15 protein-coding genes are annotated in these 13,779 nt (G+C 63.1%); 6 read left to right on the top strand and 9 right to left on the bottom strand.

The features are described from left to right. Positions 1–2 precede the first annotated feature (2 nt). From BM194_RS09600 to bioB, 4 genes are read right to left on the bottom strand one after another with little or no spacing between them, the layout of a single operon-like run. Complete coding sequence (locus tag BM194_RS09600) at positions 3–803, bottom strand: methyltransferase domain-containing protein (RefSeq protein ID WP_092846132.1); 801 nt, start codon at positions 801–803, stop codon at positions 3–5. After that, a complete protein-coding gene (locus BM194_RS09605; RefSeq protein WP_092846134.1) occupies positions 793–1,539 on the bottom strand; it encodes an alpha/beta fold hydrolase in 747 nt (248 codons plus the stop codon). The genes BM194_RS09600 and BM194_RS09605 overlap by 11 nt, the downstream gene beginning before the upstream one ends. Beyond that, complete coding sequence (gene bioF / locus BM194_RS09610) at positions 1,536–2,723, bottom strand: 8-amino-7-oxononanoate synthase (protein WP_092846136.1); 1,188 nt, start codon at positions 2,721–2,723, stop codon at positions 1,536–1,538. Before bioF ends, BM194_RS09605 begins: the two co-directional genes overlap by 4 nt. Before the next feature lie 2 nt (positions 2,724–2,725). Continuing rightward, positions 2,726–3,808, bottom strand: a complete 1,083-nt coding sequence (gene bioB, locus BM194_RS09615; protein WP_092846138.1) for a biotin synthase BioB — start codon at positions 3,806–3,808, stop codon at positions 2,726–2,728. 107 nt (positions 3,809–3,915) lie between these two features. On the opposite strand from bioB, the gene BM194_RS09620 reads away from it, so the two are divergent. Further along, entirely contained in the window at positions 3,916–4,599 is a 684-nt protein-coding gene (locus BM194_RS09620) for a ComF family protein (protein ID WP_340148080.1), read from the top strand. Positions 4,600–4,663: 64 nt separating this feature from the next. Further along, positions 4,664–5,656 carry a serine/threonine protein kinase gene (locus tag BM194_RS09625; RefSeq protein WP_092846140.1) on the top strand — a complete coding sequence of 331 codons (993 nt, stop codon included), beginning with the start codon at positions 4,664–4,666 and terminating at the stop codon, positions 5,654–5,656. A gap of 80 nt (positions 5,657–5,736) precedes the next feature. Here the strand turns inward: BM194_RS09625 and BM194_RS09630 are convergent, their stop codons facing one another. Then, positions 5,737–6,294, bottom strand: a complete 558-nt coding sequence (locus BM194_RS09630; RefSeq protein WP_092846142.1) for a TraB/TrbI/VirB10 family type IV secretion system protein — start codon at positions 6,292–6,294, stop codon at positions 5,737–5,739. 237 nt (positions 6,295–6,531) lie between these two features. On the opposite strand from BM194_RS09630, the gene folE reads away from it, so the two are divergent. The 4 genes from folE to BM194_RS09650 all read left to right on the top strand — a co-directional run bounded on the left by folE (position 6,532) and on the right by BM194_RS09650 (position 9,703). Then, a complete protein-coding gene (folE, locus tag BM194_RS09635) occupies positions 6,532–7,089 on the top strand; it encodes a GTP cyclohydrolase I FolE (protein WP_092846144.1) in 558 nt (185 codons plus the stop codon). A 20-nt stretch (positions 7,090–7,109) separates the two neighbouring features. Next, on the top strand, positions 7,110–7,520 hold the full coding sequence (gene folX, locus BM194_RS09640) for a dihydroneopterin triphosphate 2'-epimerase (RefSeq protein ID WP_092846146.1): 411 nt from the start codon (positions 7,110–7,112) through the stop codon (positions 7,518–7,520). A 66-nt stretch (positions 7,521–7,586) separates the two neighbouring features. Then, the gene (locus BM194_RS09645) at positions 7,587–8,147 is read left to right on the top strand and encodes a DUF4190 domain-containing protein (RefSeq protein WP_092846148.1); all 561 of its coding nucleotides are present in this window, start codon (positions 7,587–7,589) and stop codon (positions 8,145–8,147) included. 98 nt (positions 8,148–8,245) lie between these two features. Then, the gene (locus tag BM194_RS09650; protein WP_092846150.1) at positions 8,246–9,703 is read left to right on the top strand and encodes an NAD-dependent succinate-semialdehyde dehydrogenase; all 1,458 of its coding nucleotides are present in this window, start codon (positions 8,246–8,248) and stop codon (positions 9,701–9,703) included. Between the two features lie 59 nt (positions 9,704–9,762). On the opposite strand, the gene purH is transcribed toward BM194_RS09650, so the two are convergent. The 4 genes from purH to prmA form a co-directional block, all read right to left on the bottom strand. Continuing rightward, on the bottom strand, positions 9,763–11,352 hold the full coding sequence (gene purH, locus BM194_RS09655) for a bifunctional phosphoribosylaminoimidazolecarboxamide formyltransferase/IMP cyclohydrolase (protein WP_092846152.1): 1,590 nt from the start codon (positions 11,350–11,352) through the stop codon (positions 9,763–9,765). Positions 11,353–11,450: 98 nt separating this feature from the next. After that, the gene (gene fis / locus BM194_RS09660; protein WP_092846154.1) at positions 11,451–11,744 is read right to left on the bottom strand and encodes a DNA-binding transcriptional regulator Fis; all 294 of its coding nucleotides are present in this window, start codon (positions 11,742–11,744) and stop codon (positions 11,451–11,453) included. Continuing rightward, positions 11,741–12,763: a tRNA dihydrouridine synthase DusB gene (dusB, locus tag BM194_RS09665; RefSeq protein WP_092846156.1), complete on the bottom strand. Its 1,023-nt coding sequence runs from the start codon at positions 12,761–12,763 to the stop codon at positions 11,741–11,743. The genes fis and dusB overlap by 4 nt, the downstream gene beginning before the upstream one ends. Positions 12,764–12,849: 86 nt before the next feature. Next, positions 12,850–13,764, bottom strand: a complete 915-nt coding sequence (gene prmA / locus BM194_RS09670) for a 50S ribosomal protein L11 methyltransferase (protein WP_092846158.1) — start codon at positions 13,762–13,764, stop codon at positions 12,850–12,852. Positions 13,765–13,779 lie beyond the last annotated feature (15 nt).

Below are 13,779 nucleotides of genomic sequence, written 5' to 3' on the forward strand. Positions count from 1 at the left end.
GCTTATCCGGGCTTGTTGAGTTCGAGGGTCAGGCGTTGGTAGGTGACGGGCAGGCCGGCGGGTTGGCGCAGTGCTTCGTAGCGTTGCCGGGCATGGGCCACATCGCGGCGTGTCAATACGGGACCGCCGTGGGAGACCTGGGCGCCGATGCCCTTGATCGAGGCCATGACGGCGCTGAGATCCGGATAGTAGAAACTTTCGGCGGCTTGCTCCAGGCGAATCTCGAAGCCGGCCTGGCGAGCGGCCAGATAGACCTGTCGGGAACTGGCGAAGCGCTCCACGGCAGCAGGCTTGTCTGGATGTGACCAGGCTTGGATAACCTCCGCCAGGGTCCCCGGAGCCAGAGTATTGATCAAGGCACAACCGCCTGGAGCGAGCACACGATGCAGCTCATCGAAAACCCCTTGCAGGTCACGGCACCACTGGATTGCCAGGTTGGAAAACACCAGGTCGAGGCTTTGGCTGGTCAGCGGCATTGTCAAGGCGTCTCCACATAGCCATCGGCCCTGTCCAGCGTGACGGCGGCGGGCTTCTCCGAGCATGCCGAGTGCCAGGTCGAGCCCGATAGCTTGTACCCGGTAGTGATCGGAAAGCCGGGCCGTCCAGTGCCCGGGGCCACAGCCCAGGTCGAGTACTGTGGTGGCTCGCTCGGGCAGGCGCTGCCAGAGCGCCAGGCCCATGGCATGCTGGGCCTGGGCGCGACTTGTATAGGCGGTGGCGGCCCGACTGAAGGCGTGGCTGACGCGACGTCGCCAGGCATGATCATGATGGGCGGGTAGAACCCGTGTACCTTCAACTTGCATGGATGGCTTCCGCCGTGGACCGGCCCACCCCGAAGGCATCCACAAGGCGAGCGAGCTTGCGGGCCAACTCTGCCGGGGCCGAAAGCTGGGGACAATGTCCGCAGTCAGGCAGGGCGATGGCGGGGTGATAACGTGCCATGGCCGGGACCAGTGGGTCGCTGGCACCATGCAGGTAGATGACGGGGCAAGTGGCCCGGTCCAGCGTGTCATGCAGGTCGAGACGGGCAAGCTGCTCCAGGCCGCCGGCCAGCGTGGCGGTATCGGCCGGCAATCTATCGCCAAGCAGCGCATCGAGGCAGTGGCGAGCATGGCGTGGCGAAGGTTCGCCACTGGCTTGCCAGCGTAAGAAGTGCTGCCACGTTCGCTGCGGGTCCCGTGAGAAGGCCCGGCGGAACGTGGCGATTTCCTGAGAACTAACGCCGCCACGATCGTCGTTCACGAAACGCGGTACGGCACCAAGCATGATTAGGGCTCGCGGGGCGGGCAGGTGGTCCAATAGCGCGCCGGCCAGCATGCCGCCCAATGACCAGCCGACCCAGATCGCGTCGGCAGGCAGGCTGTCACGCATCGCCTGGGCCAGAGCGTCGAGATCGGTTGGGTTGGCGAGCCCAGGACGCTGCCCGTAGCCGGGCCAGTCCGGGTGGGAAACGCTCAGGTGGGCGGGCCAGTATGGGGCCAGTCGCTGCCATAGGCGAGTATCGATGCCCCAGCCGGACAACAGCACGAGCTGTGTCATGATGCCGGCTCCGTGTCGAATGGTGCAGTGATGGCCAGGCGTGCCAGGGCGTCGAGTAGGGCATCGATCTGCACGTGGGTGTGTGCCGCCGAGAGCGTAATGCGCAGGCGTGCCTGCCCACTGGGTACGGTAGGCTCACGGATGGCGCCAACCAGAAAGCCGCTGTCGCGCAGGGCATGCCCCCACTGCATGACACGCTGGCTATTGCCCAGCAGGACCGGCTGGATCGGTGTCAGCGATGGCGTGAGTGGCAGCCCGAGCTGGTCGGCTGAGTTGCGCCAGTAGCGGATGTTGTAGTGCAGGCGTTGTCGGTGTTCGGGCTCTTTTTCGAGGATATCCAGTGCACGCAGGGTGGCACAGGCCACGCCGGGCGGCTGGGCCGTGGTGTAGATGTAGGGGCGTGCAAACTGGATCAATGCCTCCACAAGGTCGTTGTCGCCAGCGACGAAGGCGCCGGCGCTGCCCATGGCCTTGCCCAGGGTGCCCATCAGGACCGGTACCTGGTCCGTGCCAAACCGAGGGCCAACGCAACCGCTGCCGTCATCGCCAGTGACCCCGATGCCGTGGGCATCGTCGATCATCAGACAGGCATTGAAGCGTTGGCTGGTCTGGACCAGCGCGGCAATATCCGCGATATCGCCATCCATGCTGAACACCCCATCGCTTACCACCAGGCGCGGTGCATCGTTGCGTGAGCGCGCCAGCAGGCGCGCCAGGTCGTCAACGTCTCGATGGTGGAAGCGGCGCGATCGGGCGTTGCCGAGTCGGGCCCCATCAAGCAGGGAAGCATGGTTGAGCCGGTCGTGGAAAATTTGCATGTAGCCGTCGCCGAGCACCTGCAGGACGCTGAGGTTGGCCATGTAACCGGTGGAGAACAGCAGGGCGCGCGGGCGTCCGGTCAACGAAGCCAGACGCTCTTCGAGGACGTGGTGCGGCTCGAGATGGCCGCTGACCAGATGAGAGGCGCCACCTCCGGCACCGTAGCGTCGGGCACCTTCCGCCTGCGCCTCGGCGAGACGTGGATCCCGGGCCAGGCCGAGATAGTCGTTACCGGCGAAATCACAGAGTCTTTGCCGTCCATCATCGACCCGGTGATCGGGCAGGGGAGCCAGGGCCAGGCGTTGCCGCCATAATCCCCGCTGACGCTGCTGAGCAAGCCGCCGTTCGAGCTGTTGCTGCCACATGGTCAGTGCACGCTGGCGGCATCGTAGAACAGGGAGTCGTCTGTCTGGCGACGTGCCATGGCTGCATCCAGGATTGTCTGCTGGGCGGTATCGTCATGACAGGTTTCGGTGCGTTCGGGATGCAGGCCGAGCCGGGCAAACAATGCACGATCGCGTTCCACCTGAGGATTCTCGGTGGTCAGTAGCCTGTCGCCATAGAAGATCGAGTTGGCGCCAGCCAGAAAAGCCAGGGCCTGGGTGGCATCGTCCATTTGTTCACGGCCGGCAGACAGGCGAACATGGCTTTTCGGCATCAGAATACGTGCCACGGCGATGGCGCGAACGAAATCGAGCGGATCGAGGTCATCGACGTTTTCCAATGGGGTACCGGGCACCTTGACCAGCATGTTGATCGGCACCGACTCAGGGTGCGGATCGAGACGTGCCAGTTGCTGTAGCAGGCCGGCGCGATCGCGTGGCGCCTCGCCCATGCCGAGAATGCCGCCACTACAGACCTTCATCCCGGCCTGGCGGACGTGGCCCAGCGTCTCGAGACGGTCGGCGTAGGTCCGCGTGGTAATGATATCGCCGTAGAATTCGGGCGAGGTATCCAGGTTGTGGTTGTAGTAATCCAGGCCCGCAGCAGCCAGTCTTTCGGCCTGTGTGCCATCGAGCATGCCCAGCGTCATGCAGGTTTCCAGCCCCAGCGCCTTGACCCGGCTCACCATTTCCAGGACCACACCGAGGTCGCGCTCACGCGGGCTGCGCCAGGCCGCACCCATGCAGAACCGGCTGGCGCCGGCGTCCTTGGCGGCACGTGCCTGCTCGACCACCTTGTCGATCTCGAGCAGCTTCTCCTTGTCCAGTCCGGTATTGTAATGCCCTGACTGGGGACAATACTTGCAATCCTCGGGGCAGGCCCCGGTCTTGATCGACAGCAACGTCGAGACCTGAACGGCGTTGGCATCGAAGTGCATGCGGTGTACCTGCTGCGCTTGGAACAGCAGATCATTGAAGGGCAGGGCGAATAGCGCTTCGATCTCGTCGAGCGTCCAGTCGTGGCGCGTTGGGGTAGCGGCATGGGAGAACGAACTGGCCTGGGACATGTCGAGTCTCGCTAGGTAGTGAACCAAGGAAGAATGAAAAGTTGACTCCGATCATAGAGGTTGCCGAAACCCTGTCAACCAGGGCTTTTGAAAAAGTTGACGAGTGGTTGCGCCACTCGCTGCCGGGCCCGTGCAGTTTCTGTCTCTCGCCAGCGTTGCCCGGTCGGGCGTGGTGCCGGTCGTGCCTGGACGCGCTGCCCTGGAATGTACAGGCCTGCCGCCAGTGTGGCGAGCCTTTGCCGGCCGTCGCCGCAGAGCGCTGCGGGCGCTGTCTCAGCCAGCCGCCAGCCTTCAACTGGACGTTTGCAGGGCTGCGCTACGATGCAGAAATCGTCACGCTCATGCACCGGTTCAAATTTTCGGGTAAGCCCCGGGCCGGTGTGGTGCTGGCATCACTCATGCTCGAGACGTTGAAGGCGCTTCCGCAGAAGGACATGCCGCAGACGTTGGTCGCGTTGCCTCGCCATCCGAGTCGGGCACGCGAGTTCGGCTTCGACCAGGCGGCGTGGCTGACCACTTATCTGTCGCGTCACCTGGGCATCGTCGAAGCCAAGGCGCACCGGGTGCGGCACACCCCGACCCAGCGCGGGCTGGATCGTCGGGCCCGGCAACGTAACCTGCGCAATGCGTTTCGCATCGATGGCCCCTTGACCGGCCGGGTGGCGGTCGTCGATGACATCATGACGACTGGAGCGTCGCTGGATGAATTGGCTCGCGCCTGTCTAACAGCGGGTGCCGACGAGGTGCTGGCGTGGGCCATCGCCCGCACGCCGCCTGCCACGGCCGGCTGATTGCCTGCCGGTGGGGCCGGGGAGTCTGCTAGCATGGCAGCCATTGACGAACCAAGGAGCCACCATGGCTGCCAACCATCACCCTTTTGAAAGCCTGACGCCACAACGCATTGTCGAGGCCGTCGAGGCGCTGGGCATGTGGTTGCCCGGCGAGCCTTTCACGTTGAACAGTTACGAGAACCGTGTCTTTCTGGTCAGTGATGACGAGCGTCGACGCTGGGTCGTGAAGTTCTATCGACCCGACCGCTGGCGTGAGGCGCAGATTCGCGAGGAGCATACTTTCCTGGCCGAATTGGCGGACGCCGACGTGCCGGTGGCCGCTCCCTGGCAGAATGCCCAGGGCGAGACCCTGCACGACGCGTACGGATTTCGCTTTGCGCTGTTTCCTCATGTCCCTGGCCAGGCACCGGAACTGGAAAATCCCGAGCACCTGTATGCCCTGGGTGAACTGATCGGCCGGCTGCATGCCGTGTCCGAGCGTCGCGGTTTCGAGAAGCGTCCACGCCTGGACCCGGAAACCCTGGCTGCGCAGAGCCGTGAGCAGGTGCTGGCCGGGGCATGGCTCAACCGTCGGCAGCGCCAGACCTACGCCAGGATCAGCGAGACCCTGCAATCCCTGTTATCCGAGCGCGCCTGGCCGGCAGGCGTCGAGATCCGTGCCCACGGTGACTGCCACTTGGGCAATATTCTTGGCCGCGACCAGGAATTCGCGCTGGTCGATTTCGATGACTGCTGCATGGCTCCAGCCGTGCAGGATCTATGGATGCTGCTGACGGCCCAGAACGATCAGGAACTGCACATGCAGTTGAGTGAACTACTGGAAGGCTATGAGCAGCACCGCGATTTCGACCGGCGTCAGCTCGAATGGATCGAGCCATTGCGAGCACTGAGGCTGATGCGCCACAGTGCCTGGCTGGTGGCACGCTGGGAAGATCCTGCCTTTCCCCGGGCCTTTCCCTGGGTTGCCAGCGAGGATTACTGGGACCAGCACATTCGTATTCTGGAGCAGCAGCGTATGATTCTTGATGGTTCGCAGCGCTGGCTCGCCAGCACGTGATAGGCTAGCGAAGGCCAAAACGAAGCGGGGCCGCCCTGGTCAGGGCGGCCCCGCGTCTTTCGGCATGACGCGATACACGCTCAGTCGCCGGACTCGGAATTCGTCTCTTGCGGATTGCCGGTCTCTGCCTGCATCCGGCGTTGATTGATTTCCGCCGATGGGTTGCGCTGTGCATCGATCTGCAAGGCGCGGCCCAGACTTAGCTGGAAGGTGTGATCCGGCACGATCACGGCCCGAGAGCACTGGCCTTCCTGGCTCTCCTGGCAGACATCCAGGCCGAAGCCGCCTTCACGCTCATAAGCGGCAGCAGACAGCTCACCGCTGTAGATATGCGGTTGGCTGCCTTCGGGCTCGATGCAGGTTACTGACTCGGTGGTCAGGCGAACACGCTCTTCGGTGAGCTGGGCTCTGGCCGTGATCAGGCAGTACTCGGGCAGATGATGGGCCGCTGTGGACTGTGTGCGCGACACCGGGCGCAGCAGGACATCATTTCTTTCGGACGACGCACGGTCGAGGGTGACCCGGTCTATCACCTGAACATCGATGCGGGCATCGGCAGGCAGGCTCAGCGTGTCCTGCGCCGCCAGCGTCGGCATGGCCATGGCCGTCAGCAGCATATAGACGAAAGGTTTCAGCATGGCTTGGTCTCGACAAGCATTAGGGTTCCGTCGTGGGCAGGAACATGACGTCTGCACTCTAGCACAGTGCCGGATGGCTGGCAGCCGCGCCGGCGCGACAGGTTGTCGCGAATCACCGGATTAGCGCGTCACTGCGCGAGAGCCAGGAGTGCGGTAGAATCCGCCCGGCAGGGAAACATACCGTGACAATAACACGCACGCACCATGCCCGTGGGCAACGAGACATAGGTTCAACCGATGACTGAAGAACTTGCCAACCATTACCGGGAGATCATTGCCGGCCTGGGCGAAGACCCTGACCGCGAAGGACTCCGCGACACGCCCAAGCGCGCCGCCAAGGCGATGCAGTTTCTGACGCGGGGCTACAGCCAGTCTCTCGAATCGCTGGTCAATGGCGCGGTCTTCGCCTCTGAGACCGAAGAGATGGTGCTGGTCAAGGACATCGAGCTTTACTCGATGTGTGAACATCACCTGCTGCCTTTCATCGGCAAGTGCCATATCGCCTACATGCCGCGGGGCAAGGTGCTGGGATTGTCGAAGTTTGCACGTATCGTCGACATGTATGCACGCCGCATGCAGATCCAGGAAAACCTGACTCGGGAAATCGCCGAGGCGATCCAGCAGGTGACTGGCGCCCATGGTGTGGCTGTGGTGATCGAGGCCAAGCACATGTGCATGATGATGCGTGGCGTCGAGAAGCAGAACTCGAGCATGACGACTTCGGTAATGCTGGGTGCCTTCCGCAACAACCAGACGACGCGCCAGGAATTCCTGATGCTGGTCAACGGCCGCTGATCGAGACGAGAGGAATCGCGATGCCCTTGCATGCCCTCAACGATCAGCACCTCGATCACGACCTTGCCACGATCCGTATCAAGAACCTGCGTCTGCGCACGTTCATCGGCATCAAGGAAGAGGAAATCAAGAATCGTCAGGATGTGATCATCAATGTGGTAATCCGTTACCGTGCCGATCGCGCGGTCCAGTTCAACCACATCGAACAGGCCCTCAACTATCGCACCATCTCCAAGCACATCATTTCCCACGTCGAGGACGGTCGGTTCCTGTTGCTGGAGCGGATGACCCGCGAGATTCTCGACATCGTGATGTCCTATCCGCAGGTACTGACTGCCCAAGTGGAGATCGACAAGCCGTATGCCCTGCGCTTCGCGGATTCGGTGTCGATCACGCTGTCCGAGACCCGTGGAGACAATGCGGCAGTTTGACGGGTTGGTCTTGCACGGATAAACCTCTTAGCATTGGCATGTTGATTCAGCCAGCGGAGAGCGGCCTTGGACGGCAAGATCACCGAATTCGACGATGATGCACAGCAGGGCATGATCGTGACCCGCGAGGGCCAGTGCTATACCTTCTCGCTAGCCGATTGGCGGGGCCGGGGATTGCCCGGCCCGGATATCCTGGTCCGCTTCGACGTGGACGGCTCGAGGGCCGTGCAGGTATTCAACTTGCCTGAAAAGCAGCGTCGGGCGACGATGCGCGTGCCAGCCTCGACGGCTTCACCTGCCGTCAGCGACGCAGAGCTGTCCGGCGAATACGAGGAAGGCGTCGGTCGTCGCTATTCCGGGTGGGCGCTGGCGGCCATCGTCGTGGCCATCCTTGCGCTGTTCTTCGATGTTCTCGCCCCTGTGCTGGGACTGGTGGCCTCCGTGCTTGCCGTCCTGGGATTACGTCATGTACGCCGTCAGCCGCAACGTTACCGGGGCAGGGGGTTCTGCTGGGCGGCTATCGTGCTGTCGTTGATCGTTGCTACGCTATCCTTGCTGCTGGAACCATTGCCGACAACAACGTTATCCCTGTCGCCAGCTGTACCCGGCCATGAGCAAGCCGGGTAATGCACCGTCCAACGCGGCTGGCGTTCGTCATGCATCGATGAGCGTTAGCCGGCTCCGTGCGGCAACCATCGTTGTCGCCCTCATGGAAGGAGAACTTCATGGAATCCTTGCAAGACTGCCCACTGTTTCGTCCGTTTGCCTACATCGACGGTAGCTGGGTCGCGGCAGACAGCGGCGAACAGATCGATGTCCTCAATCCGGCAAATGGCGAGGTCATCGGCCAGGTACCCCGTCTGGGCCGGGCCGAGACCGAGCGTGCCATCGAAGCCGCGGAAGCCGCCTTTCCCGCCTGGCGCGCCCTGACCGCCCAGGAGCGCGCGGATATCCTGATGAAATGGCATGACCTGATGCATGAACATCAGGACGAGTTGGCGCTGATCATGACGCTGGAACAGGGCAAGCCACTCAAGGAGGCGGCCGGGGAAATCGGTTACGCTGCCAGCTTCCTGCGCTGGTTTGCCGAGGAGGCTCGCCGGGTCTATGGCGAGACCGTGCCAGCCGCGAAGAGCAATCAGCGAATCCTGGTGACCAAGCAGCCGGTCGGCGTGGTGGGCGCTATCACACCCTGGAACTTCCCGGCCGCCATGATCACCCGCAAGGTCGGTGCCGCCTTGGCTGCTGGATGCCCGATCGTCGTCAAGCCGGCCAGCCAGACGCCATTTTCGGCCACGGCAATGGCCCTGCTGGCCGAGCGCGCCGGGGTGCCTCGCGGGGTATTCAACGTCGTGCCCGGACGGGCCAGCGAAATTGCCTCGGCACTGACCGAGTCGCCGGTCGTGCGCAAGATCACCTTCACCGGTTCCACCGAGGTCGGTCGTCAGCTGATGAAGCAGGCCGCCGAGCATATCCAGAAGATCTCACTGGAACTGGGCGGCAACGCGCCGTTTATCGTCTTTGAGGATGCCGATTTGGATGCCGCCGTGGAAGGTGCCATGGCGTCCAAGTTCCGCAACGGTGGCCAGACCTGCGTGTGCGTCAACCGTTTCCTTGTCCAGTCCAGCGTGGTCAACGCCTTCTGCGAGAAGCTGGCTGCGGCCATGAACAGCGAACTGCACGTCGGCGACGGCACCGAAGAGGGTGTCAATATTGGCCCGCTGATCGATCAGGACGGGGTCGAGAAGGTCAGCCGTCATATTCGCGATGCCGTGGACAAGGGGGCGGAGCTGCTGCTGGGCGGCAACCCGCACCCACTGGGCGGCAACTTCTTCACGCCGACGCTGATCAACGATGCCAAGCCCGACATGCTGGTTGCTCAGGAGGAGACCTTCGGGCCGCTGTCGGCGGTGTTTCCCTTCGATGACGAGGAGGATGCCGTGGCAATGGCCAACGATACGCCGTTCGGCCTGGCCGCCTACTTCTATTCTCGGGACCTGAGCCGTGTGTGGCGTGTCTCGGAAGCGCTAGAGTACGGCATCATCGGGATCAACACCGGATTGATCTCCAATCCCGCAGCTCCCTTCGGTGGGGTCAAGGAGTCCGGTCTGGGCCGCGAAGGCGGTCATCAAGGACTGGAGGAATTTATGGAAACCAAGTATCTCTGCATCGACCTCGGGTGATGAGGAGAAACTCACCAAGCAGGGCGGCCCATGGGCCGCCCTGCTTGTTTGTGGCTGGGTCAGTGCTTGAAATGGCGCATGCCAGTGAACACCATCGAGATGCCTGCCTCGTTGGCTGCATCGATCACTTCCTGATCGCGCATCGATCCGCCAGGCTGGATGACGGCGGTGATGCCGGCTGCAGCGGCAGCATCAATGCCGTCGCGGAACGGGAAAAAGGCATCTGAGGCCATTACCGAGCCGGGCACCTCGAGACCTTCGTCCGCCGCCTTGATGCCGGCGATTCTGGCCGAGTAGACGCGGCTCATCTGGCCGGCACCGACACCGATGGTCTGGCCGTGCTTGGCATAGACGATGGCGTTGGACTTGACGTACTTGGCGACCTTCCAGGCAAAGGCCAAGTCGCGCATTTCCTGTTCGCTCGGCGCGCGCTCGGTGACGACCTGAAGCTCGTCGCGGCCGACCATGCCCAGGTCGCGATCCTGGACCAGCAGGCCGCCGGTGACCCGCTTGAAATCATGAGCGTGCTCGCGCTCGCCGGGCCACTGGCTGCCGGCGTCGAGCAGCCGCACGTTCTTCTTCTCGGCGACAATGGCTGCTGCCTCGTCACTGACACCGGGGGCAATGATCACCTCGACGAACTGGCGATCGATAATGGCGCGTGCAATGTCGGCATCCAGCGGGCGGTTGAAGGCGATGATACCGCCGAAGGCACTGGTGGGATCGGTGGCGAATGCCTTGTCATAGGCGTCGAGTGGCGTATCTGCCACAGCGACGCCGCAGGGGTTGGCGTGCTTTACGATCACGCAGGCCGTATCGGTGAAAGCCTTGACGCACTCAAACGCAGCGTCGGTATCCGCCACGTTGTTGTACGAAAGTTCCTTGCCCTGGCGCTGGATTGCCGTAGCGACACTGGCTTCGGTGGCATCGGCCTCGACGTAGAAGGCCGCCTGCTGGTGCGGATTCTCGCCGTAGCGCATCGACTGCTTCTTGCGGAACTGAACGTTGTAAGTGCGTGGGAACCCTGGCTCGCCCCCTTCCACGCGCTGACCCAAATAGTCAGCGATGGCCGCATCGTAGCCGGCGGTGTGCTCGAAGGCCTTGACCGCCAGGTCGAAACGCAGGGCGTCGCTGACGGCGCCCGCTGCAGAGTCCATGGCGTCGATAACACGCGAATAGTCCCCACTATCGACCACGATGGTAGTGTGGGCGTGATTCTTGGCGCAGGCACGAACCATGGTCGGACCGCCAATATCAATGTTCTCGATGGCGTCTTCCAGCGTGCAGTCGGTACGTGCCACGGTAGCGGCAAACGGATAGAGATTGACCACGACCATGTCGATGGGGTCGATGCCGTGCTCCGTCATGACCGCATCGTCCTGTCCGCGACGGCCGAGAATGCCGCCATGAATCTTGGGATGCAGGGTCTTGACGCGCCCGTCCATGATTTCGGGAAAGCCGGTGTGCTCGGAGACTTCGGTGACAGCGATGCCGTTGTCCTTGAGCAGGCGATAGGTCCCACCGGTGGACAGCAACGCCACACCGCGGTGCGCGAGTTCGCGCGCGAAGTCGACGATGCCAGTCTTGTCAGACACGCTGATCAGCGCGCGGCGTACCGGTAATGAGGACGGGGAGGATTGTTCGGCCATGGTGCTCCACTCTGCTCGCTAGGGGTCGCCCGGCGGCGGGGCGACGGCGTGAAATAACGCCAAGGGGAGCCGCTGGCGGCTCCCCTTGATGGTTGGATTCAGATCAGGTCGTATTGCTTGAGCTTCTTGCGCAATGTGCCGCGGTTGAGGCCTAGCATGTCGGCGGCACGGGTCTGGTTGCCGCCGGCATGCGCCATCACGGCACTCAGCAATGGTGCCTCGACTTCGGTCATGACCATGGCATACAGGTCGGTGACCATTTCGCCGTCCAGGTGGGCGAAATAACGTTGCATGGCGTCGTCGACAGCCTCGCGCAGGGTCTGCCCACGGGGTAGGCCGGCGGGAGTGTCGAGCGCCTCCTGATCGGTAGTGAAGGCTTGCCTGCTGGTCATGCTGCGCTGATCCCATGACTCGCCGGAGGGGTGCTCCGGTCGAAGAGTTCGTCGACGAATTGAAGTTGTTCCCCTGGGGCTTCCAGAGCATTGAAACGTGCCCGCAACGGCTTGGCATCCTCGCGTGTTCCCAAATACCAGCCGATGTGCTTGCGTGCGATGCGTACTCCCATATGCTGCCCATAAAACGCATGTAGTGCTGTCAGGTGGTCACTCATCACGTGGTGTCGCTCGGCCTGGGAGGGCTCGGGGAGTGTCTGGCCAGTGCTCAGGTAGTGATCAATCTCGCGAAATATCCAGGGATTGCCCTGGGCGCCGCGCCCCACCATCACGGCATCCGCACCAGTATAGTCGAGGACCTCGGCAGCCTTCCCGGCAGATGTAATATCGCCGTTGGCGAACACGGGGATCGTCACCGAAGCCTTGATGGCGGCGATGGTATCGTATTCCGCATAACCTGAATAACGCTGCTCGCGGGTGCGACCATGGACCGCCAGGGCGCGAATGCCGGCTTCCTCGGCCAGACGGGCAATGCGCGGACCGTTGATACTGTTTTCGCACCAGCCGGTGCGAATCTTCAGGGTCACGGGAATGTCGACCGCTCCAACCACGGCATCGAGAATGTCGGCGACCAATCGTTCGTCGCGCAGCAGGGCCGAGCCGGCCGCCTTGTTGCAGACCTTCTTGGCCGGACAGCCCATGTTGATGTCGATGATCTGGGCGCCCTGCGCGGCATTCAGGCGGGCCGCCTCGGCCAGCATGCCGGGATCGCCGCCGGCGATCTGCACCGAGCGTGGGCCGGGTTCGCCGCGATGATCGAGTCGTGAACGCGACTTGCGGGTATGCCACAGGCTAGGGTCGGACGTGACCATCTCGGACACCACCAGGCCGGCACCGAGCTTGCGGCAGAGCTGGCGGAAGGGACGATCGGTCACACCGGCCATGGGCGCCAGGATCACCCGGTTGGGGAGCTGGTAAGGACCAATGGCAGGCGGTTCGACGCAGGCAGTTGCTGGCATCGTGATTCGGGGTCTCGGCTCAAGGGGGTGGTAATGATACCGGCCGCAAGGGACTTATTGAAGGGCGACCGGTATCAACGCTGGTATTACCCGGCGGGCCGCCCGCCCGTCAGGCGCACCCAGCCGTCACGCTCTTCTGGGGCGTCCATGCGTAACCCTTGGGCAAGGTAGGCGTCGAGAACTTCATCGGCCTGGTTGGCAAGAATGCCCGATAGCGCAAGACGTCCACCCGGGGCGACTTGGCCGGCGATGCTCGGGGCGAGCTCGACCAGGGGGCCGGCTAGAATGTTGGCCAGGACAATAGCGTACTGGCCTTTCTCGAGCTGTTCGGGCAGGCATAATGCCAGTGCCTGGTCAGGGATGCCGTTGCGCTTGGCATTGTCGCGGCTGGCCGTCAGGGCCTGGGGGTCGATGTCGGTACCGACGGCGCGAGCGGCACCGAGCTTGAGCGCAGCGATGGCAAGAATGCCCGAGCCGCAACCGAAATCGAGAACCGCCTGGCCGTCGAGCCGCTCCTCGTCTGCCAGGGTGTCGAGCCACTCCAGACATAGCGCCGTGGTGGGATGCGTGCCGGTACCGAAGGCCAGCCCCGGATCAAGCAGCAGGTTTACGGCCTCGGGGTCAGGGGCCTCGTGCCAACTAGGAACGATCCACAGATGCTTGCCCATGCGCAGAGGCGAGAAGCCGTCCATCCATTCGCGTTCCCAGTCCCGGTCGGCGAGCAGTTCGTACTCGATTTCCGGGCAGGGTTCGTCGGGCATTTCTGCGGCCCAGGCCTGGCGCACGCGATCGAGCATGGCCTCGACGTCTTCCAGGTCGTCGTAGAGACCGGTCAGTACAGTCTCGTGCCACAGGGGCGTGGTGCCGCGTTCGGGCTCGAAGACCGGGTTGTCATGCGCATCCTGCAGGGTGATTGCCGAGGCGCCCTCCGCCGAGAGCAGCTCTTCCAGCGTGTCGGCCTGCTCGGGCGCAATGTGGGCTTTCAGTTGCAACCAGGGCATGAAGGACCTCCACGG

Origin of the sequence: Modicisalibacter xianhensis, assembly GCF_900113605.1 — a bacterium.
GTDB classification, from domain to species: domain Bacteria; phylum Pseudomonadota; class Gammaproteobacteria; order Pseudomonadales; family Halomonadaceae; genus Modicisalibacter; species Modicisalibacter xianhensis.